A 20,535-nucleotide genomic window follows, 5' to 3' on the forward strand; every position below is an offset into this window, starting at 1 on the left:
CCACCGTCGCCGTCCACCAACTGCCCCACCCGCACCTGCTCATCGAGATCCAGGCCGTCGCGGTCGTGCCCGCCGACGCCCCCACCCGGAAGGAGTGACACCCGTGAGCGACATCGCCGAACCGGTCAACTTTCCCAACTGGGTCAGTGAGAACGAGCATCTGCTCAAGCCGCCGGTGAACAACAAGCAGCTGTTCCCCACCGGCGACGATTTCATCGTGCAGGTCGTCGGCGGGCCGAACCAGCGCACCGACTTCCACGTCGACCCGTACGAGGAGTTCTTCTACCAGGTCAAAGGGAACATGCACGTCAACCTGATGACCGACGACGGGCCGCAGACCGTACACATCCGGGAAGGCCAGATGTGGGTGCTGCCCGGATTCGTGCCGCACTCGCCGCAGCGCCCGGAGGCCGGTTCGATCGGGGTGGTCATCGAACGGGTCCGCGAGGAGGGCACCCTGGAGAAGTTTCAGTGGTACTGCCTCGACTGCGGCAACCTGGTGCACGAGGTGGAGCTGCAGGTGCGCGACATCGTCGCCGACCTGCCGCCGGTCTTCACCGCCTTCTACGGCGACGAAGCCGCGCGTACCTGCGACAAGTGCGGTGCCCTGCACCCGGGCAAGGGCTGATCGTCGCCGTGACCGACGCCGGGCAGACCATCGACGTCCACACCCACCTGGTGCCCAGGGGCTGGCCGGATCTCGCCGCCGCCTGCGGCGGAACCGGCTGGCCGTGGCTGCGGGTCGACTCCGAACGCGCCGCCATGATCATGGTGGGTCAGACGGAGTTCCGGCCGGTCGGCCCGCAGACCTGGGATCCGGCCACCCGGCTGTCCGACATGGATGTCGACGGGGTCGACGTGCAGGTGGTCTCGCCGACGCCGGTCTTCTTCGCCTACGACCGACCGGCCGACCAGGCGGTCAAGGTGGCCCGGATCTTCAACGACCTGACCCTTGAGGTCACCGCCGCCGGTGGTGGCCGGCTGGTGCCGTTCTGCCAGGTGCCGTTGCAGGACCCGGACGCCGCCTGCGCCGAGCTGGACCGTTGCCTGGCCGCCGGCCACGCCGGGGTGGAGATCGGCAACCACGTCGGCGACCGTGACCTCGACGACGCCGGCATCGTCGCCTTCCTGCGACACTGCGCCGACGTCGGCGCGCCGGTGTTCGTCCACCCGTGGGACATGCCGGACGGGCCACGGCTGGACCGGTGGATGGCCCGCTGGCTGTCCGGCATGCCCGCCGAGACCCACCTGTCGATCCTGGCGCTGATCCTCGGCGGCGGCTTCGACCAGCTGCCCCGTACGCTGCGGATCTGCTTCGCGCACGGCGGCGGCAGCTTCCCGTTCTGGCTGGGCCGCGCCGACAACGCCTGGCACCGCCGGGGCGACGTGGTACGGGGCCGGTCGGCGCACCCGCCGAGCCACTACCTGGACCGGTTCTACGTCGATTCGGTGGTGTTCGACCCGGCGGCGCTGCGGCTGCTGGTCGACACGATGGGTGCCGACCGGGTGCTGCTGGGCAGCGACTACCCGTACCCGCTGGGGGAGCGGCCGGTCGGCGCGGTGGTCGACAAGGCGGACTTCCTCACCGCCGACCAGCGGGTCGCCCTGCGCGGCGGCAACGCCCACCGCTTCCTCGAGTCGGGGGCGGGCTGAGTAGTGCCTGCAGGATCGTGCCTGAGCCGAGAGCGGTTGTGGCCACGAGCGCGGCGCTGCCGCCGATCTCCACGTTGTAGACGATGTTGAGGTGCCAGGGTACGAGTCCCGGTGTGCTGAATCCGGCGAGCACGATGAACGTACAGATTAGGGCGAGAACCGTCGGCCCGATACGGGCGATGGCCCACCAGAGGCCCAGTACGGTGCACCAGGTCGTGAAGAAGCCGACAATGTCGATGGACGGATGGATCAACGGGGAGGCGAGCCATGGGCTCAGCAGACCTACACCGGTGATGCCGACCACCCAGATCGCGTGTGCGGGCTGACTACTGCGGGACCGGGTCGCCTCCAGGTGCGGTGTCCGGGAGGTCAACGTGCCGGCGAGAACACCGGCTGGCAGGAGCAGGAGAATCACGGCGACCGTGTCCAACGCCGCGCTGCCCGGCGGGGCGAACTGCAGGCCGGTGGCCGAGACCGTGAACCGTGATGCGGTTGCGATGAACAGCCAGATCAGCACGTAGCTGACGAGCCCGCGGACGGTAACGCCCCGCGCCGTCGCAAATGCGCGGAGAGCGAACGCAGCTGAGGTTCGGTGCGGACGGCTCACCGGGCCGGAACGGCCGTGCAGGTCAGAACCGACTCGGTCGACTCGCTGAACCATTCCTGTCGTTCCTCCTCGACCAACCGGACGAAGCTGCCGGCGGTACGCGCCGCCTCCTCGTTCTCGATCAGGATCGAGTCGAGGCTCGGCTCGCCGGGAAAGTTCGTGCCGTCGGTCGGCAGACCGTGGCTGGTGAGCCACCAGTGGTAGAGCGCGGCGGCGGTGGTCAGCCCGACGTCTTCGGCTGCTGTCGGCCTCGCCATGCAGGGCGCAAGGAAAAGTGCGAACCCGACGTTGGCGGTGAGCGTCGCAGAGTCGATCTCATGCGCGGGCGAGGTGTTGCGCTTCACGATGGGCACGATGACCCGCCGCGCGTCGGGACCGGACCCGGGAAGGTCCGCCCCTGGGACGGCGAGGTGTTCGTCCATCACGACGACCATGGCGGACAGATCCAGACCTTGCACCGGCTGTACGGATGTGACGATCTCCCGTTGATACTCGGGCAGAATGTGGTCGTGTGCCCGGTCGACGCAGACCCGTGGCTGTTCACCCGAGCAGGCAGCGGCGTACGCCGCCGGCACTTCGATCCGCGTACCGACGGAGAGTAGCGCCACGGCGGCGGACAAGCTGGCTACGACGGCGCTGGCGTAGGCGAGGCGTAACGCGTGGGGCGACAAGCCGAGCAGAGCGACACCGAGCATCATCCAGAGCACTGCACGGGACACCAGAAGCTCAGCCGGAAGCCTGAGGTAGGTGCGATCCACCTGATCTGTCCACAAAAGATCCATGTACGCGATCTGGCCGCTGTACGCCTCGGCGTACACCACAGCCATGTAGATCAGGTACGGGGCCACGGCCGCCGCGACCGGAGCGATCCTCGGCGGGGCCAGCCGCCCGAGGAGGGCGCCGATTCCCACCGCCAGCGGCACCGACGCGGCAGTCGGGAGCAGTTCGACGATGTCGAGTCCACCGTGTGTCGCGCTCGTCGCGGTCGCTGCGGCAACGTATCCAGTCACCACGGTGTAGCCGGCCAAACTCCCGGCCGCGACCGTGGCCAGGCCGGCGAGGTGGATCCGAGCCTGGGATCGGGACGACGCACGCAGCAGGTCGTCGTACCCGCGGCTGCGGGGTGCCGCGAGGATCAGGGCGGTGGCTCCGGCAGCGATGCACGCGCCCCACACCCCTGCCCAGCCGATCACGACGCTGCTGTTCGCCCAATGGCCGGACCACCGTTGCGACTTCGACGCCACCGAGGCGATGCCCTGGATGATGGTGATCCCCGCGACGCCGAGGAAGAGGGCGATCCGTCCCGCTGCGAGACGGCGGGAGACGATCACGACACGGTCCGGTCGAGTATGATCTGAAACCCTTCGCGGAGCGCCGACAGGCCCTGCTGCTGCGACAGTCCGGCCAGATCGTCGATGGTGCCCGTCCACTGGACGCTACCCCGGTCGATGACGACGACCCGGTCAGCCAGCGCCTCCACGTCCTCCAGCAGGTGGGTAGCGATCACTACCACCCGCTCCGATCGAATGCGTCGGACCAGGCCGTGGAACGCGTCCCGCTGTTCGGGATCCAGGCCGGCCGTGGGCTCGTCGAGGACGAGAACCTCAGGCTCGGCGACGAGTGCCGCTGCCAGCCCGGCCCGACGTAGCTGTCCACCGGAGAGCGTCTGTAGAGGATTCCGTGCCTGCTCGCTGAGGCCCGTGGTCGCCAACGCGTCAGCCACCTGCCTGGTCAGCTGTCTGCCGGGTACCTCTTTCAGCCAGGCCGCGTACGCCACGAACTCTGCGGTGGCCATTCGGGGCGGGAATCCGAACGTCTGCGGGAGCCACCCGATGCGCCGCAGCGCGGCGCGGGTTGCCCGGCTGTGGCTGCCCTGAGCCGAGCCGTTCAGCCGGACCTGCCCGCCGCTGGGGGCGGCGGCGCCGGCCAGGATTCGGATCAGGGTCGTCTTGCCGGCGCCGTTCCTGCCGAGGAGCACAGTCGCCCCCGGCTCGAAGGTCGCGCTGACGCCCCTGAGTACTGGCTTGGAGCCGTACCGGAACCCGACCTGATCAACCTCGAGCATGCTGCCCCCGAATAGTGGTGCTGGCCGGATCTGTTTGAGCTGTGCGGAGACGTGGCGCCTCGGTCGGAGTCAGGTTGCTGCCGGCGGGTGCCCGGCGGCGACCTGCTGGAGCAGGGTGGCGAGTTCGTGCAGCAGCTGTGGCGGGCAGTCGGCGAAGGGGCTCGCCTCCAGCGTCGACGCGATGATCTCCTGGCGTACCTGTCGGCCCTTGTCGGTGAGGGCGAGCACCCGGCCGCGTCGGTCGATGGGGTCGACGCTGCGCTCGACCAGTCCGCGCTCGATCAGCTGGTTGGCGATGAAGCTGAGGTTGGGGGCGTTGCAGTACAGGCGCTCGGCGAGCGCCTTCATCGACGGGGCCGGTCCGGTCGGGTCGATCGCCCACAGCGCCTGCGCGGTCGCGTTGGTCAGCCCGTGGGCGGTCAGGGCGGGTTCGAGCCGGTCGCTGGTCGTCATGAAGATCTCGTGGTTGGCGCGGATGGCGTCGACGAGGTCCCGGTGGTCCACCGGCTGACGGTACCACTTGCGCTTCGAGTCTCGAACTATTACGGTCTGGAATGCTTCGAGTCTCGAAGTATGTCGTCGGAGCCGAGGAGCCCACAGCATGTCCCAACTGGCCGAACCGCTCGAACTGCCCAGCGGGCAGGGCCTGCCGAACCGGATCGCCAAGGCCGCCATGGAGGAGTTCCTGGCCGTCGACGACCAGCTGCCCGGCACCGAGCTCGCCACGCTCTACCAGCGCTGGGGTGCCGGCGGAGCCGGGTTGCTGATCACCGGGCACGTCATGGTCGACGAGCGGGCCCTCGCCGACCCCTCCGACGTCGTGCTCGCGGACCGTACCCCGCTGGAGCCGTTCCGGCGCTGGACGGCGGCGGCGACCACCGGCGGTGCCCGCGTCTGGATGCAGATCAATCACCCGGGCCGGGTCGTCAACGCGGACATGCCGGGCGTGGCCTGGTCCGCATCGGACGTACCGGTCGACGCCGGGCGCTACTCCCGGTTCTTCGCCCGGCCCACCGCGATGACGCCCGAGCAGATCGACGAGGTCGTCGCCCGGTTCGGCCGTACGGCGTACCGGGCGGTCCAGGCCGGGTTCGACGGAGTGCAGATCCACGCAGCGCACGGCTACCTGCTCAGCCAGTTCCTCTCACCGCTGACCAACCGGCGTACCGACCGCTGGGGCGGCGACCTGGGCAACCGTGCCCGACTGCTGATCGACGTGGTCACCGAGGTCAGGCGCCGGCTACCCGACGGCTCGGCGGTGGCGGTCAAACTCAACACCGCCGACTTCCAGCGCGGCGGCTTCGACCCGGACGACGCCAGGCAGGTGGTCGGTATGCTCGCTGACGCCGGTGTCGACCTGGTCGAACTCTCCGGCGGCTCGGTGGAGAGCCTGGCGACCCACGGTCACTCCGCCGACGGGCGGACCCTCGCCCGCGAGGCGTACTTCCTCGACGCCGCCGCGACGATCATCCCGCAGGCCCCGGTGCCGGTCATGCTGACCGGGGGCGTGCGACGCCGCGCCGTCGCTGAGCGGGTACGTGCCCAGGGCGCGGGGGTCGTCGGAGTGGCGACGGCGCTCGCCGTGGATCCGGAGCTACCGCAGCGCTGGCTGCGCGGTGCGGAGGCGGCGGTGCCCGTGCCGGGCCCGCGCTGGAAGGACAAGCATCTGGCGGCGGCGGCTACCCAGTCCGTCGTCCGCTGCCGGCTCCGGCAGGTCGGCCGGGGTGCTACCAGTGCCGGCCGAGTACATCCGGTCGTCTCGCTCGCCAACGAGCGGCTGCGGCGAGGCCGGTCGCTGCGGCGCTACCGCCGGTGGCTGGCAGAACCAGCGACGATGGCGGGTGCGCCCGCCGCGCGATGACCCGCCGCGCGATGACGCGACCATCGACCGTGGATCGGAGCCGGCCCGACCTGGGCACGGTCGTGGCGCCGGTCAGCGTACGGACGTGGTCTTGGCCAGGGTGACGAACGCGGACCAGGCGGCGGGGGCGAAGGTCAGGGTGCCGCCGTCGCGGTCCTTGGTGTCGCGGACGTGGACCCGGCCGGGCACGTTGTCGGCGACCTCGACACAGTCGCCGCCAGCGGGGTTGCTGCGGGTCGACTTGCGCCAGCGAGGGGTGGTGCTCAGCTCCATGTCTGCACCGCTTTCAGGATCATGTCGTGGGATTCCTCGACAGGCAGAGCATAGCTGCGGACACCTTCCCAGGACCGCTCCAATGTCTGCACGTCGGCCGGGTTGCTCACCACGTCACCGCCGAAGTGGGAATCGACGTAGCCGAACACGTGGTCGTCCACGGTCGCCAACGCGAACGATCCGTTGAGCCCGTGGTAGGCGTCGGCGCTACCGGGCACCACGTGCACCCAGACGTTGGGGCGCGCCGCCACCTCGGCGAGACCGCGCAGCTGCTCGGCCATCTGCTCCGGGGTCCCCACCTGGCGGTGCAGCACGCTGCGGTCGATGACGGCGATGAACTCGGCCGGGTCGTCCGCGCGGGTGAGCACCTGCTGGCGGGTGAGCCGGTTAGCCAGCCGGGTCGGCACGTCGTCGACCGGGCCGACACGCAACAGTCGTTCGGCGTACTCCCGGGTCTGCAACAGGCCCGGGACGACCGCGAGCTGAAACGACCGCAGCAGGGTGGCCCGCTCCTCCAACTCGGCCCACGGGCGCAGGAAACCGGCGAAGGACATCCCGCGCGCCTCGGCGGAGGCGCGCTGCACGCGGTCGCCGCTGCCCAGCACATCGTCGAGGATCTTCGCGTTCTGCTGCACCGGGACCAGGCGGCCGTTCTCGTAACTGCCGATCGACGACGCGCTGAGCTGGATCAACGCGCCGAGCTGCTGCTGGGAAAGCCCGCGCTCGGTGCGCAGGGTGCGAATGATGCGGTGCACCTCGTGCATTGTCGGATCCCCGATCTGCTGATGGTGGGGCGGTGCGTCGAATGCCACCCCTACCTCTATCAGTACGACGGATCGGAGTCCATGATGGAGATAGGATGAATTCCGGATAGTTTGTGTGATCGATATCGGGTTCTGTCGGATGGGGTTCTGTCGACCTGTTGACCCGTCGACCTATCGGGCGTCGAGCCGAGCGACCCGACGGGGTCCGGCGGTCCGCCGGTAGCTGGCGTCGAGCAGCTCGCCGATCTCCGCCCAGTCGGTGTCGTCGGCCAGGTCCACCCCGACCCAGCCGGAGCTGGCCAGGTACGCCGGGGCGTAGCAGCGCGGCTCGGCCAGTAGCGCCGCCCGCTCGTCCGGGTCCACCAGCACCAGTACGGAGTGATCATGCTGCTGGTAGACCCCGTCGACCTTCACCGAGCCGCCGTAGTAGGCGAACACCTTGGTGGTGTAGAACGCCGGATGCCCATGCGAGATCTTCTCGGCGGCGTCGGGGAAGGCCAGCGCGAGCCGGCGTACCTCGGCGAGCAGCGGGTCGGCGTCGTCGAACATGATCGGATGCGGCATAGCGGTAGGTAATCACACCCGGCTGACACTTCGGCCCCTTGATCACCGATCCAGGCAGGCTCCGACGGAATCACGTACCACGTAGGTTCCTCCCCCGGAGCGGCAACGCGGGTCACTTCAGCTTGTCTTCTCCCGGATGATGAGGATGAGCAGACCGGCACCGGCGACTGCCGCGACCAGGCAGAGCGGGATCGTGGTCCAGGACATCAGGAACGACAACGAGCCGTCAGTGTGCCCGTTCTCAGCCAGGAACCTCTGCGGATCGGCGGGGTCCACCAGGACCGGCATCTCCCGCTCCGGCGTACTGCGACACCCGGTCACACCAGCACAGGGAATCCACGCGCCGTACTGCGCCCCGTCGTACAGGTAATGGACCTCGATCCGGTCGATTCCGGTACCGCGCCCGCCACCGGCCCGGTCGGTGATGTATGCGGTGACCGGAATACCCACACCACGCAACCGGTCCGCCTCGGCCGAGACATGCCAACGGTAGGCAAGCGAACCACCGAACAGCCCCAGCCCGACCACGAGCAAGGCCACTGCGAGCGCGGCTATCTCCCGCCGGGCCCGACGGGCGTCAGCGGCCCTCGTGGCGCTACGGGCCTTCCGATTGCGCTTGCCCTTGCCCATCACAACCTCCATCGACGACGGAGAGCGAGGGCTGGGACAGCCCGGCAACGTCGCCGACCGATGGTAGGGCCGCTGGGCCAGTGAGCATCCGCAGCCGGGCATCGTGGCACACGGGCGTCGGGTGGCAGCAAACGCCGATGCGGGCGGGTGCGCCGTACGGCGACAATGCCGGTGTGAACGACATGGTATTGGTCAAATTGAGCAAACGGATGTCGCTGGCGCTGCGTCACGCGCCCGACCGGTTCGATCTCGAACTGGACCCGGCCGGGTGGGTCCCGGTGGCGGACCTGCTCGACGCGCTACGGATCACCCGACTGGAGTTGGACGCCGTCGTCAAGCGGGACAGCAAGCAACGGTTCGCGCTGCGCCGCGACCCCGACGGCACCGAGCAGATTCGGGCGAACCAGGGGCATTCGGTCCCGATCGACCTGGGGCTGGTCGCGCTGCCTCCGCCGGAGCGGCTCTACCACGGCACCACCGCCGCCGCGCTCGACTCGATCCGGGCCACCGGGCTGCACCGGGCCCGGCGGCACCACGTGCATCTGTCGGCGGACACCGACACGGCCCGCCGGGTCGGTGCCCGGCGAGCCGGTGGCGTCGTAATCCTCACCGTCGACGCGGCGGCGATGGCCCGCGATGGTCACCTGTTCTACCGCAGCGCCAACGGGGTGTGGCTGACCGACGCGGTGCCGCCCCGCTACCTGGATATCTGAGCGCCGACGCGGGCCTCGATGGTCGCCATCAGGTCGGCCGGAAGCAGACCGGCGGCTGCCGCCGCGAGGCATTCCCGCAGCTCGGTGCGGTTCTTCACGCCGAGGACAACGGTGTCGACGCCGGGCATCGACAGCGTGTACCGGTGGGCCAGCGAGGCGGCCGACTCACCCAGCTCGCCGGCCAGCTCGCGCAGCGGCGCGGCCCGCCGGAAGTCGACCATGGTCGGATGCTCCGGCGGCAGGTCCCGGTCGACGGCGTCGGTGAACGCGCCGGCCGCGACCGCGCGGATGCCCATCACTCCGACGCCGTGCCGGCCGGCGGCCGTCAGGATGTCGCGTGGCCGGGAGCCCCCGCTGCCGGGCATCAGCAGATCGCCGGGGGAGTCCAGCAGGTTCGTCACACACTGGGCGACCGCCGGGGACGGCTGATCGCCGAGTACGCGGATGATCACGTCCGGCTCCTCGACAGCGGTGATCCCCCAGGCGCCGATCCGGCCGCGCCGGACCAGGTCCTCGAACGCCGGCCGGACGGCTTCGGTGAACAGGTCGGCGGAGGTCACCCCGGTGGTGCCCGGCGCGGCCTGTGCCACGATCGGATTGTGCAGCAGTAGCGCGTCGACGAACGACAGTCGCATCCGCTGCAGGCTGTCGTCGAGGGACTTCTCCAGCAGGGCCGCGACGTCACCGGCGGCCGGGTTGCCCAGCCCGCATTTGGTGACGACCCGTACGCCGGCCGGCAGGTTGCCGTCGAAGGCCGCGCCGACCACCCGTTCCGCTTCGCCGTCGCCGTAGCCGGGAGCGACGTCGAGCAGGTCGATGCCGGCGTCGACCGCCTCCCGTACGGTCGCCACCGCCTCGTCCCGGTCGGTGACGCCCCACACCTGGCCCAGCCCGCCCCCACCGAGGGTGAGGACGCTGACCGGTCCGACGCTGCCGAGAGGTCGCTGTTCCATCGTCATGTGCTCCTTCCGATGATCCTGTTGCGACTCAGGATTGCACCTGGAGCGCGCTCGAGGTCAACCGTGGACCGGCTCGGTCACCTATGAGGTGATCGCGGCTCGGCGTACGTCTATGAGGCGACAGCCACCGGCTACTGCGTACCGGCCCCGGCGCCACCGTCGTACGCCGTTGCCCGCTCGGCTACCCGGCAGGGCAGCGGTGCCACCTCGACCAGCGCGATCCAGAACGGGGCCCAGGCTGCCCGCGCTGACATTCTCGCCGTCGGCGTCGCCTGCGCGAACTGGGCGACGAATGCCAGCGATGTGTTCACCGCGCCGGACGGATCCTGGCATGTCTACAACGTCACGGTCGGCGCGCTCTGCACGAACTGACAAGCCCCGGCATTCGGCAGGCTGGGATGCGACACCCGCAACGCACTCGGACAGTCGTCAGCCCGTCGCAGTCGACGTGACCGCCGGTCCGTAGATCAGCTCGCCCGCCGACGCCCGATCTGCGGGTTTAGCAGCGTACGGGCGAACGCGACGTCGGCGGTGGTGACCCGGAACCAGGCGTCGATGTGCGAGTTGCCGGTCGTGAACTCGGTCGTGTCGGTCAGGTCGTACCGATAGCGACCCACGGAAGTTAGTGCGACGTGTTGCTTGACTTAGTCGGGAAGCTAAACAAAACTGGGGGCGCGCTTCCATCGACGGTCCTCCCACGGCACCTGCGGTCACCACTCGGGCGGCCGGCAGGTCCAGTGTGACCTCGAAAGGAACGCAGACCATGCCACGAAGAGCCCTCGTGTGCTCGCTGTTCGCCGCCTTTGCCATGGCCCTGGGCCTGGCGGTGACGGCGGCGCCTGCGGCGTCGGCCGCCGACCCGGTCCGGATCATGCCGCTCGGTGACTCGATCACTGCCGGCCCCGGCTGCTGGCGGGCCCTCGTCTGGGACCAGTTGCGCAGCGCCGGGCACGCCGACATCGACTTCGTCGGCAGCGCCTCCGACGGCGGCAGCTGCAACTACGGCTTCTCCTACGACCCCGACCACGAGGGCCACGGCGGCTTCTCGGCGGTCGGCATCGCCGACAACAACCAACTGCCGCCGTGGTTGAGCGCGGCGGCCCCGGACATCGTCGTGATGCACCTGGGGACCAACGACCTGTGGGGCGGCTGGCAGTCGATGGACACCATCATGGCCGCGTTCACCAAACTGGTCGGGCAGATGCGGGCGAACAACCCGGACATGAAGCTTCTGGTCGCGCAGATCATCCCGCATCATGGCTGCACGACCTGCCCGGCCGACACGGTGACGCTCAACAACCGGATCGCCGCCTGGGCCACCGGCCTGACCACCGCCCGGTCGCCGATCGCCGTGGTAGACCAGTGGACCGGATTCGACGCCGCGACGGACACCGGCGACGGCGTACACCCCAACGACGCCGGGTTCCGCAAGATGGCCGACCGGTTCGCGCCGGCGATCGCGCGACTCCTCGGCACCGTGACCCCGACGCCGACGGTCGCGCCGACCACGCCACCGGTCACCCCGACGCCACCGGTCACCCCGACGCCACCGGTCACCCCGACGCCGACGGTCGCGCCGACCACCCCGCCGCCCAGCGGGGACTGCACCGCCACCTACCGGGTGGTCAGCCAGTGGAACGGCGGCTTCCAGGGTGAGGTGAGTGTCCGCAACGCCGGGTCGGCGGCGACGTCGGCGTGGACCGCGACGCTCACCCTCGGCGGCGGTCAGCAGGTCAACCAGGCGTGGAACGCCACCGTCACCCAGACCGGGGCGACGGCCACCGCCCGCAACGTGAGCTGGAACGGCAGCCTTCCGGTCGGCGGCTCGGCCAGCTTCGGGTTCCTCGCCTCCGGTGTCGGCGACGCTGCGGTGTCGGCGGCCTGCACGCTCGGCTGAAGCCCCGGCCCGGGCGGGCCTGCACGGTTGGCAGGATGGGCCGATGATCGAGCAGCGTCGTCGGTCCGGCCCGTCGTCCACCTCGGGTGTCGGCCGGGCCCTGCGGGTGGAGGTCGCCGTACTGGTTGGATCGGCGGCGGTGGTCGGCTCGGTGCGCCTGACCCCGACCACCCGGCGGTACGCGTTCGGCCTGATGCCGATCGGTGATGCGTTCCTGGCCTGGTCGAAGTCCGCGCGATCGTGGGTCGTCGCCACAGATCCGCCGCCGGGCCGCGTGCGGGAAAGCGGTGAGTCGGTGAGTCGGCCGACAACGGCGTACGCCCCGAGGGGTCACCTCGGGGCGTACGCTCGGGGCGGCTCACCGTCGACGGGTCATCTACCGGTGAGCCGGGTCACGGGTCAGCTGGTCTCGAGCGCTCCCGCCGATCGGCCGCACACCTGGCGCAGCGCCCAGTCCTCGACCCGTACGTCACCGGCGGTGACCTGGGTCTGGCGGGTCTGCGGCATGTAGCCGTCCTTGGCCACGATCATCGTGACCGGGTTGTGCCGGTGGTCGAGCCAGTGGGCGTAGCCGCCGTCGGCGTCGGTGGTCAACGGCAGCTCCATCGTCCACGTGCTCAGCTGCACCGTCGCCCCGGTGATCGGGGTCAGGTCGCCGTCACAGCCCACGGCGGAGACCGTACCGGTGATCTTGCCCCAGGTGTCCGGCGGGGTGACGGTCATCGTCACCGGCACCGTGTCCACCGCGTACGGCGTGTCCTCGAAGACGGTGACGCCGGTGGTGTAGGTGCCCGGCTGGGCCACCTCGGCGGTCAGGGTCAGCGTCACCGTGAGGCTTTCGCCGGGGGCGATCGTGGCGGTGCCCGGGTCCACCGTCAACCATCCGGTGTCCGTCATCGACCCGCACTGGTCGAAGCCGGGCAGCAGTTCCACTGTGTTGGTCGGTTGGAATCCGGAGATCGCCGATCCGCCGACCCGGTAGAGCCCGCAGGCGCTGCCCGGCCGGAAGCCGGGGCTGTTCGCCGTCGGCAGGCTCGACCACGCGTCGGTCGCCGGGTCGTAGGCGTACCCCTCGTTGGTGATCGCCTGGGTGCCGGTGCCGCCACCGGAGATCAGCAGCTGGTTGTCGGCGGTGTGGTACGCCGAACCCCACAGGTTCACCGGCAGGTCCGCTACCTGCGTCCAGGAGTCGCTGGCCGGGTCGTAGGAGTAGCTGGCGGTCACCGGCTGGCTGTTGGACAGTCCACCGGCACAGACGATCCCGCCGCTGACCGCGCCGCAGGACTGCCAGGCAATCGGCATCGGGTAGCTGGCGACGGTGTCCCAGGCGTCGGCCCGGGGGTCGTAGCGGAACACCTGGTCGCTGTACGGGGCACAGCTGGTCGTGGTGCAGCCGCCGACCACGTACAACTCGCCGTCGAGCACCGCCGATCCGGCGGCGGCCGACGCGGCCGGCACGTCGGCACCCGTGCTCCACCCGCCGGTGGCCGGGTCGAAGATCAGCGTGTCGGTGTTCAACGTGCTCCACCCGCTGACCAGGTAGACCTTGTCGTCGATGACGCCTTCGGCGGCCTGGCTGCGGGCACCGTGCGGCATGTCGTCGAGCCGGGACCAGGCCTGGGTGGCCGGGTCGTAGACGTACCCTTCGGCCAGCGACGACGATCCGTTGGACCCGCCGAACGAGTACAACTTGCCGTCGACGGTGACCGCGCTGTTGTCCATCACCGTCCGGGGCAGCCCCGGCAGGCTGAGCCACGGCTCAGCCGCAGGGGTCGCCGCCGGTGCGGCACCCGGTCCGAACACCGTCGCCGACGCGGCCCCGGCGAGCTGCTCGATCGGCGCGTCCAGCGGAATCCGGCGGGTCGGTGCCCCGGCGGCCGCCGCGACCTGGCGCGACGCCGCTCGCGAACCGTCGGCGCGCTGGATCTCGAACTCGCCGGCTCGTTCGCTGAGCTCCACCTCGGCGGGCGCGCCGCCGGTGTTGGTGACCGTGACCTCGGCGGTCGTCGCTCCGCCGAGCTGCACGGTCGCCTCGACCGGCGAGCCGGTCACCGTCAGTCGTCCGGCCGCCAGCTTGTAGTTGTGCCGGGTGACCCAGTCCTCGGTGACCTCTGCCCATCGGGTCAGCTCCGCGTACTGGTTCACCGAGGCGGTGATCCGGTGCCGGCCGGCGGGGGAGAACAGGGCGTAGAAGCCGTCGTCGAGGTCCGGGTCCTGCGGCGTCGCGACGGTACGGGTGCCGACGGAGCCGTCCACCGGCGTCACCTCGGCGTCGGCCAGCCCGGCGCCGGTGTTGGCGTCCCGGACGAAGCCGACGGCCAGCCCACCTTCGACCTTGACACACTCGAACTCGGTCTCGGCGATCCAGTCCACCGCGTTGCTGAAGACCCGGGCGCTGTCGTCGTGCCAGGTCTGCGGCCCGGTGTTGTAGCTGGCGGCGTGCATCGACAGCAGCACGTGCCGGTTGTTCGTCCGCTGCTGCACCCCGATGCCGACCCCGACGGTGCCGACTTCCGAGGTGACGGCGTTGGCGACCACCATCCGACCCTCGCCGCCGTAGGCGTCGAAGAAGCCGTAGTACTTGGAGTAGTTGTCCGTCTCGTCGAAGGCGATCCGTCCGCCGAGCGGGAACCCTTCCACCACCGGGTGTTCCTGCATCACCTGGTACGACAGGTCGCCCTCGGTGTCGTAGACGATGCCGCTGCTGCGGGCCCCCGGGTTACCGGTGTACTGGCTGAGCAGGTAGATGCCGTTACCACCCACGTTGGACCAGGTGTCCAGGAACAGCACACCCACGCCGGCCGCGTCGGTGTCCGCCAGGAACCGCAGGAACGTCTCCTCGCCGGGGTTGCTCGGCCGGTTGACGATGATCGCGTCGTAGCCGGACACGTCCGTATCCCAGCCGACCTCGGTGGTCGGGACGCCCTGGTCGTCAAGGAAGGAGCCGATTTGCCCGTTTTCGTCGCCGAGCACCCCGATCCCGGCGGAGAAGGCGTAGCCAGGTGCGGAGGCGCACCGCTGCACCGGCGCGGCAACATCCATGGTCCGGTTGCCGCCGTGTACCTGCACCGGCTGCTCGACGGTGCCGTAGCCGTCGTACTGCGGCTCCACCACCAGGGTGTACGTCGCGTGGGTCGGCAACACCAGCCGGTACCGGCCGTTGAACGGGTTGGTGAACGTACTGACCTCGGTGCCGGCCACGCTGACCTTGGCGTACAGCGGCCAGCCGTGCCCGGAGCCGTCCCGGACCAGTCCGCTGAGCGTCATCGTCGGCAGCGCGGTCAGCGCAACGTCCTCGACGGTCGTGGCGCCCAGGGTGATGGTCACCTCGGTGCTCTGCTCGGCGTAACCGAACGCGGTGACCGTCACCGGGTAGGTCCCGACGGTCAACCGGGCCGAGTAGGAGCCGTCCGCCGCGGTGACCCGCTCCCGGACCGTCTCGCCTTCGATGGTCACCGTCGCGCCCTCGACCGGCGCGCCGGTCGCCGCGTCGGTGACCGCACCGGACAGGGTGCCGGTGTCACCGACCGGAGCCGCCTCCAGCAGCGCCAGCGCGTCGAGGCGGCCCTCGCCGTACACGTTGTTGTCCGCGCCGGTGCCGCCGCACTGCGGGTCGGCGGTGTCGATCGCGGTGCGGTCGAACAGTTTCCGGGTCGCGTCGGTGTCACCGATCAGCGCCGGTGCCGCCGACCACAGCAGTGCCGCCGTGCCCGCGACGTGCGGCGCGGCCATCGAGGTGCCGTCGGTGGCGCGGTAGCCGCCTGGAACGGACGAACGCACGTCTACGCCAGGGGCCGAGATGTTTGGCTTGAACTCGCCGTCCTGGCCCGGACCGCGGCCGGAGAAGGAGCCGATCTCGTTGTCGACGTCGTACGCGCCGACCGAGTAGTTCACGGAGCGGCTACCGGGCGAGCCACTGGACTGGCAGCCCTGCGCGCCGCTGTTGCCGTTGGACCAGATGCCGAGGATGCCGGCGGCGTCCCAGGCCAGCGACACGTCCTCCATGAAGGGGTCCAGCGAGGGCTGCGTACTGCCCCACGAGTTGTTGATGATGTGCGGACGTTTGCCGGCGTCAGGGTTCTGCCCGTCGAGGTCGGTCGGTGCCAGCAGCCACTGGCCGGAGGCGACCAGCGCCGCGTCGGTCGGGCAGCAGCCGTTCGCCGCGATCCAGTTCGCCTCGGGCGCGACGCCGATCCGGTTGCCGGTGCCGCCGTCGCCGACCATCGTGCCCATCGTGTGGGTGCCGTGCGAGCCCCGGTCGCACGGGGCCGCGCCGCACCGGCTGTCCGCGTCGAACCAGTTGTAGTTGTGGTCGAACGTGCCGTCACCCAGGTTGCCCCGGTACTGGGCGACCAGCGCCGGGTGGTCGAACTGGACACCGGTGTCCAGGTTGGCGACGGTGATGCCGGCGCCCTTGGTGCCGAACTGGTCCCACACGTCGTCAGCGTTGATGTTGGCGATGCCCCACTCGACATCCTCGGCCTGGGTCCCACGCTCGTCCGCACCGTCGGCGTCGTCGCGGGCCGGCTCGCCCGGGGTCGGCTCGATCAGCTGGTACTCGACCGGCTGGTAGAGGCCTTCGACGTCGGGCCGGGTCGCCAACTCCTGGGCCAGCATCGACGATCCGTCCCGTACGTAGATCGCGTTGCTGGCCCAGAACGCCTGGTAAGTCACGCCCTCGGTGTCGAGCAGGTGTCGGACACTGGTCTGGCTGGTGGCAGCGGTGGTCCGCAGCGTCTCGGCGACCGCCTCGCCGCGCGCCGTCCAGTCGTCGATCTGCCGCGCCTGCGCCAGGTCAGCCCGCTCGGCGAACCGGATCCACAGATCGGTGGCGCCGTCGGACTCCAGCGACCGCTCCAACTCGGGCTGGATCTTGTCGGCGACGCCGCGCGCCGGGTCACCGCCCGGATCGGGGCCGGGCCGGGGTGCCGCCGCCGCCGGATTCGGCGCGGCCAACGCCACACCGGCCAGCAGCACCAGCGACATCGCTCGTGCGATAGGTCTCATTGGGGGTTCCTTCCGTGGGATCGGCCACGCGGGTGGGCACGCCGTGCCCCTCACAGGGGTTGGTACGGGTCACGGCGTTCCGCGCTGCAGGTCGCGCAGGTACCGGTGCCACCGTCGGGTGCCGCGTCCGCGCCCGCCTCGGGTCCGCCCGCCTCGGGTCCACCGGGAACGGGTCCACCGGGTACGGGTCGGTCGGATTCGGGGTCGGGTTCGGGCGCGGGTTCATCCGTTGACCGCCCTGGTGGCTCGTGCATGCAAGTCATGCTGCTGAGCCGGCGGATCGTTAGCTATCCAGTAGATACGTCAAAGAATCGACCGGTCGCGGTCGATGTGCCCGATCCGGTTTCGACCGGGTTGCCGGGCCGTTTCAGTCGTCCGCCGCAAGGACGCCGGCCTCCACGGCGGCGACCGCCAGCGCGGTACGGCTGGACACCCGCAGCTTGCGCATCGCCGATCGGAGCTGCTGATCCACTGTGGCCGACGACTTGGCGAGGATCCGGCCGATTTCCCGGTTGGTGTGCCCGGCTACCACCAACCGGACCACGTCCAGCTCGCGCGGGGACAGCCGGTCGCCGTACCCTTTGCGACCTCCCCGCCACCGGCGCGGCACCTCCCCGCCGTGTTCGCGCAGCCGTCGCGCCACCCGGTCGGCGGCACCGCGCGCGCCGAGGTCGGCCAGACCGTCGTACACCTCGACCAGCAGCGCCCGTCCCGGCTCGGCCCGCTCGGCGGCCAGCAACGCCAGCGCCTGCCGCTCCCGGGCGAGTAGCGCGTCGTACGGGCGGGGCAGCGCCGCCCACGCGCGGGCGGCCCGGTCGAAGCCGGCCGCCGCCCGGTCATGGTCACCGGCTGCGTCGGCCAGCGCGGCCCGGCACACCGCCAGCGCGGCCGCCGGGCCCGGCGCGGCCCGGCCGCGTAGCCCGCCGGCGAATCGACGCACGAGATCGGCCGCCTCGCCCGGCTGGCCGGCGGCGAGCAGCGCCGCCACCCGCGCCGGGGCGATGTCGGTGGCCCACACCCAGACCCGCTTGGCGGCGACCGCCCCGATCGGACCATCGGTGACCCGCACCGCCCGATCGGCCTGCCCGTCGTCGAGCCACAGCCGGGCCAGCATGGCGGCCGGCTCCACCGTGTCGTCGACCGCGCCGCGCCGGGCCGCCTCGTCCAGCACCACCTGGAACTGCTGCTCGGCGTGGCGTAGCTGACCGGTGGCTGCGGCCAGCCGTCCGGCCAGCCGCAGACTCCCCAGATAGACGCCCGGCCGGTCCCGGTCCACCTCGGCCAGTTGGGCGGCCCGGTCGGCCAGGCCGTCCCACCGGCCGGTGAGCCAGTCCAGGTTGGCCTGTTCCACCAGGACGTTGTAGCGCAGCCGGACCAGACCCTCGGCGTCGGCGAGAGCCAGCGCCACCGACAGGTGCCGCCCGGCGTCGGCGTACCGGCCCCAGATCAGCGCCCCGGTGCCGACATTGGCGTGGATCCGGGCGATGTCCCGCCGTTCGGCCGCCGCCGCGCCGTCGGTCGGCAGCCCGGCCACCACCTCCCAGGCCTGCGGCTCGCCGAGCATCAGCAGCGCCGCCGCCCGGTTACCGGCCAGCGACATCCGGTCGGCGGCGGACGGGATCCGCGGGATCAGCTCGGCGGCCCGGTGCAGCCACCGCAGATGGGTGGCGGCCGGCCACGGGCCGGCGTACGCCCAGCCGAGGTAGGTCATCGCACGGGCCGCCTCCACCGGGTCGGCCAGGTGCTCCACCGACCGGCCGAGTTCGGTGAGCGCGGCCTGTGCCTCACCGCCGATGATCAGCAGCCGGCCCAGCGGGTTGCGGATGTCGGCCTGCTGCCGCGCGGTCAGCTGGGTCGACTCCAGCACGGCCCGCAGGGTGGCGACCACCCGGTGGTATACGTCGTCGACCGGTTCGCGGCGGCCGAGCGCGGCGACGGCGGCGGTACGGGCGATCCGGGCCCGGTCCGGTGCCGCCAGTTCCGCCACGGTCAGCAGCTCGTCGAGGGCGACCGCGGCGGTGGTGTGGTCGCCGGAGGCGATCATCCGATCGGCGGCGGCCTCCGCGTACCGGGCCCAGCGCGCCACGTCACCCGCCTCGCGGAAGTGTCGGGCCAGCTGGGCGACCGGCGGCGGATCCAGACCCTCGACTGCCTGTCCGGCCCGCAGATGCAGCGTACGCCGCTCGGGGTGCGCGATGGCCTCGTAGACGGCGGTGGCGGCGAGGGCGTGCCGGAACCGCCACCGACCGCCGCCGGGGTGGTCACGCTCGTCGCTGTCCAGCAGACCGGCGGTGGCCGCCTCAGTCAACCCGGCCCGGCAGGCCCGGGTCAGCAGGCCGGCAGTGGCCGCCAGGGTGGCCTCGTCGGCGGGTTCGCCGAGTACGGCGGCGGCGCGCAGCACCCGCTGGGCGGCCTGGGTCAGCCGCCCGACCCGTTCCCGGGTCGAGTCCCGTACCGACGCCGGCACCTGCAGCTCACTCAGGCTCAACCGCACCCAGCGTCCGTCCCGGAACACCACGTCGGTCCGGTCACACAGCAGGCGTACCGACTCCTCGACCATCAGCGGTACGCCGCTCGTGCGCTGGTGCAGGAAGGTGGCGAACTCAGTCGACATGGGATTGCCGTCCAGCATCGACGAGACCATCGCCGCCGTGTCGGCCACGTCCAGCGGCGCCAGGGTGATCCGCAGCCGGGCGCCGCCGCCGGCCGCCGGCCGGGACAGCCGCAGCAGCAGCGAGCGGTCGTCGACTTCCTCGGGCCGGTAGGTGACCAGCAGGCTCGGCCCACCGGGGGCCGGTCGGGCGGTGAGGAACACCAGGAACTCCTGAGTGACCTCGTCGGCCCAGTGCGCATCCTCGACGACGAGCAGGTCGACGTCGAGCGCACGGATCAGCTCGTCCAACGCCCGGAACAGCCGGTGCCGGGCCGCGGTTGCGTCGTCCACCGGGTCCAGTGGCGGTGGCAGCTCGGCCGACCATTCCGGCAGGAGCGGGCGCAGTGCCCCGGCCAACGCGCTCAGCCCTACCCCGGTCAGCCGTGGCCGGACATCGCGCAGCGCGTCCACGATGGGCGCCAGGGTGAGCGATTCGCGTAGCGGTGGGCAGACCGCCAGCAGGGTGCCGGGGCGCAGACCGGCCCCGGCTGCCGACGTCTCCCGCACCAGCCGGCTCTTGCCGATCCCCGCCTCACCCTCCAGCAGGACCACCGCCGGGGGACGGGTGAGCGCTGTGGCCAGCGCCGCCACCTCACCGGACCGTCCCACCAGCCGTGGCGTGGCGATCGGCATCGCCGTGCCCGCCGCCGCAGCGTGCCCGTTCACCCGCATCGTCTGAGCGTATCCCGCACGTCGGATGCCGTAGCGAGCCGTCGATGTCGCCCTGGCCGGCGCTCTGGGCAGCCAGCCCTTGTCGTGATCCGGACCGTGACGACCCTGGTGACCACGGTCGCCGTTCGACTATTGTCGAGGCGGATTCAGGATTCGCCCGACGTCCGGGTCGACCGCTACTCGAATCCACCCGGTCTGTTCGCTCCGCACCAGATCC

General features: G+C 71.0%; 18 protein-coding genes and 1 pseudogene. 6 read left to right on the top strand and 13 right to left on the bottom strand.

Features of this window, described 5'->3' with window-relative positions; genetic code table 11:
• The 3 genes and pseudogenes from ACFHWS_RS21280 to ACFHWS_RS21290 all read left to right on the top strand — a co-directional run.
• Positions 1–98, top strand: a pseudogene (locus ACFHWS_RS21280) (RidA family protein); the annotation flags it as partial.
• A gap of 5 nt (positions 99–103) precedes the next feature.
• Entirely contained in the window at positions 104–628 is a 525-nt protein-coding gene (locus ACFHWS_RS21285) for a 3-hydroxyanthranilate 3,4-dioxygenase (RefSeq protein ID WP_123601006.1), read from the top strand.
• Positions 598–1,653: an amidohydrolase family protein gene (locus tag ACFHWS_RS21290; protein ID WP_416568882.1), complete on the top strand. Its 1,056-nt coding sequence runs from the start codon at positions 598–600 to the stop codon at positions 1,651–1,653. The genes ACFHWS_RS21285 and ACFHWS_RS21290 overlap by 31 nt, the downstream gene beginning before the upstream one ends.
• On the opposite strand, the gene ACFHWS_RS21295 is transcribed toward ACFHWS_RS21290, so the two are convergent.
• The 4 genes from ACFHWS_RS21295 to ACFHWS_RS21310 form a co-directional block, all read right to left on the bottom strand.
• The gene (locus tag ACFHWS_RS21295) at positions 1,583–2,170 is read right to left on the bottom strand and encodes a hypothetical protein (protein WP_416568883.1); all 588 of its coding nucleotides are present in this window, start codon (positions 2,168–2,170) and stop codon (positions 1,583–1,585) included. The genes ACFHWS_RS21290 and ACFHWS_RS21295 overlap by 71 nt on opposite strands.
• Before the next feature lie 86 nt (positions 2,171–2,256).
• Positions 2,257–3,591, bottom strand: a complete 1,335-nt coding sequence (locus ACFHWS_RS21300) for a hypothetical protein (protein WP_416568884.1) — start codon at positions 3,589–3,591, stop codon at positions 2,257–2,259.
• Positions 3,588–4,325, bottom strand: a complete 738-nt coding sequence (locus ACFHWS_RS21305; protein WP_416556741.1) for an ATP-binding cassette domain-containing protein — start codon at positions 4,323–4,325, stop codon at positions 3,588–3,590. Before ACFHWS_RS21305 ends, ACFHWS_RS21300 begins: the two co-directional genes overlap by 4 nt.
• Before the next feature lie 69 nt (positions 4,326–4,394).
• Complete coding sequence (locus tag ACFHWS_RS21310; protein WP_416556740.1) at positions 4,395–4,829, bottom strand: MarR family winged helix-turn-helix transcriptional regulator; 435 nt, start codon at positions 4,827–4,829, stop codon at positions 4,395–4,397.
• 97 nt (positions 4,830–4,926) lie between these two features.
• Here ACFHWS_RS21310 and ACFHWS_RS21315 point away from each other — a divergent pair, with 97 nt between their 5' ends.
• Positions 4,927–6,186: a hypothetical protein gene (locus tag ACFHWS_RS21315; RefSeq protein ID WP_416556739.1), complete on the top strand. Its 1,260-nt coding sequence runs from the start codon at positions 4,927–4,929 to the stop codon at positions 6,184–6,186.
• A 72-nt stretch (positions 6,187–6,258) separates the two neighbouring features.
• Here ACFHWS_RS21315 and ACFHWS_RS21320 read toward each other — a convergent pair whose 3' ends face one another.
• From ACFHWS_RS21320 to ACFHWS_RS21335, 4 genes are all read right to left on the bottom strand, one after another.
• Positions 6,259–6,459: a DUF397 domain-containing protein gene (locus ACFHWS_RS21320; protein ID WP_289206738.1), complete on the bottom strand. Its 201-nt coding sequence runs from the start codon at positions 6,457–6,459 to the stop codon at positions 6,259–6,261.
• On the bottom strand, positions 6,450–7,214 hold the full coding sequence (locus ACFHWS_RS21325; protein WP_416556738.1) for a helix-turn-helix domain-containing protein: 765 nt from the start codon (positions 7,212–7,214) through the stop codon (positions 6,450–6,452). Before ACFHWS_RS21325 ends, ACFHWS_RS21320 begins: the two co-directional genes overlap by 10 nt.
• A gap of 180 nt (positions 7,215–7,394) precedes the next feature.
• Positions 7,395–7,787, bottom strand: a complete 393-nt coding sequence (locus ACFHWS_RS21330) for an MmcQ/YjbR family DNA-binding protein (RefSeq protein WP_289206736.1) — start codon at positions 7,785–7,787, stop codon at positions 7,395–7,397.
• Positions 7,788–7,904: 117 nt separating this feature from the next.
• Positions 7,905–8,417, bottom strand: coding sequence for a hypothetical protein (locus ACFHWS_RS21335; protein WP_416568885.1), 513 nt, complete (start codon positions 8,415–8,417; stop codon positions 7,905–7,907).
• Positions 8,418–8,599: 182 nt separating this feature from the next.
• Here ACFHWS_RS21335 and ACFHWS_RS21340 point away from each other — a divergent pair, with 182 nt between their 5' ends.
• Positions 8,600–9,130, top strand: coding sequence for an RNA 2'-phosphotransferase (locus ACFHWS_RS21340; protein WP_416568908.1), 531 nt, complete (start codon positions 8,600–8,602; stop codon positions 9,128–9,130).
• Here the strand turns inward: ACFHWS_RS21340 and ACFHWS_RS21345 are convergent.
• From ACFHWS_RS21345 to ACFHWS_RS21355, 3 genes are all read right to left on the bottom strand, one after another.
• Positions 9,115–10,083 (bottom strand): aldo/keto reductase, encoded by a 969-nt coding sequence (locus tag ACFHWS_RS21345; protein ID WP_416568886.1) that lies wholly within the window; start codon positions 10,081–10,083, stop codon positions 9,115–9,117. The genes ACFHWS_RS21340 and ACFHWS_RS21345 overlap by 16 nt on opposite strands.
• A gap of 137 nt (positions 10,084–10,220) precedes the next feature.
• On the bottom strand, positions 10,221–10,400 hold the full coding sequence (locus ACFHWS_RS21350; RefSeq protein ID WP_416568887.1) for a hypothetical protein: 180 nt from the start codon (positions 10,398–10,400) through the stop codon (positions 10,221–10,223).
• A 156-nt stretch (positions 10,401–10,556) separates the two neighbouring features.
• The gene (locus ACFHWS_RS21355) at positions 10,557–10,706 is read right to left on the bottom strand and encodes a hypothetical protein (RefSeq protein ID WP_416556733.1); all 150 of its coding nucleotides are present in this window, start codon (positions 10,704–10,706) and stop codon (positions 10,557–10,559) included.
• A gap of 146 nt (positions 10,707–10,852) precedes the next feature.
• Between ACFHWS_RS21355 and ACFHWS_RS21360 the strand changes: the two genes are divergently transcribed.
• Positions 10,853–11,986 (top strand): cellulose binding domain-containing protein, encoded by a 1,134-nt coding sequence (locus ACFHWS_RS21360; protein ID WP_416568888.1) that lies wholly within the window; start codon positions 10,853–10,855, stop codon positions 11,984–11,986.
• Positions 11,987–12,385: 399 nt separating this feature from the next.
• Here ACFHWS_RS21360 and ACFHWS_RS21365 read toward each other — a convergent pair whose 3' ends face one another.
• Both ACFHWS_RS21365 and ACFHWS_RS21370 read right to left on the bottom strand, forming a co-directional pair.
• Entirely contained in the window at positions 12,386–16,993 is a 4,608-nt protein-coding gene (locus tag ACFHWS_RS21365) for a S8 family serine peptidase (RefSeq protein WP_416568889.1), read from the bottom strand.
• A gap of 367 nt (positions 16,994–17,360) precedes the next feature.
• Positions 17,361–20,318: an AAA family ATPase gene (locus ACFHWS_RS21370; RefSeq protein WP_416556730.1), complete on the bottom strand. Its 2,958-nt coding sequence runs from the start codon at positions 20,316–20,318 to the stop codon at positions 17,361–17,363.
• Positions 20,319–20,535: the final 217 nt, after the last annotated feature.

This window comes from Micromonospora sp. LOL_013 (assembly GCF_048060315.1).
Classification (GTDB): domain Bacteria; phylum Actinomycetota; class Actinomycetes; order Mycobacteriales; family Micromonosporaceae; genus Micromonospora_E.